The organism is Phyllobacterium sp. P5_D12 (assembly GCF_054049495.1).
The window spans coordinates 1-578 of record NZ_JBFUMG010001166.1; the positions used below are offsets into that span (position 1 = coordinate 1).

General features: G+C 56.2%; 2 protein-coding genes. One reads left to right on the forward strand and one right to left on the reverse strand.

All coding sequences use genetic code 11. From position 1 onward, the window contains the following. Positions 1-24: 24 nt before the first annotated feature. On the forward strand, positions 25-207 hold the full coding sequence (locus ACXJ5O_RS29300; protein WP_457302963.1) for a hypothetical protein: 183 nt from the start codon (positions 25-27) through the stop codon (positions 205-207). Positions 208-287: 80 nt separating this feature from the next. Here ACXJ5O_RS29300 and ACXJ5O_RS29305 read toward each other — a convergent pair. After that, the coding region (locus tag ACXJ5O_RS29305) for a TauD/TfdA dioxygenase family protein (protein ID WP_457302964.1) at positions 288-578 on the reverse strand (291 nt) is incomplete at its 5' end.

Here is a 578-nt window from a genome sequence, read left to right on the forward strand (position 1 = left end):
GAGCTGATGGGCGAGGAAGGAATTGTGACCTCCTTGCCCCAGGTTATCGGCCTGCTCGGAGCGGCCACCACCCTTGCCAATCTCGGGGGGCCCTACTCCAGCGTCTACCTCCTGCCCGGCCGCAACGAGGAAAGGGGCAACACAGATGACGATGTAACGGTCGTGTTGGTTGAGGGGATGCCGGGGCCCCCCGGGCCCATCCTCTAGCGCTCGCGGTTCGGAGAGATCGGCGGAAAAGACATACAGTCCGCTTAGAGTGCCATATGACCGGACCGGCCTGTCCGTGCTCAAAAAGGGATATCGCCCTCGACAGAAATGCGATGAAGAATGCGAAGGTGGTCGTCATAGTCATTCATTGCCATGTGCATGGTGCATCGATTGTCCCAAAATACCGCATCGAGGTTTTTCCACTCATGGCGGTAGCTTATTTCCTGCTGGGTTGCATGCTGCATTAGAAAGGCAATTAGCTGGGTACTTCCTGTTTCGGACAGTCCTTTTATCCTGACCGTGCACGCACCGCTGACAAAGAGAGATTTTCTTCCGGTCTCTGGATGTGTCCTGACAAGGGGATGTTCCAC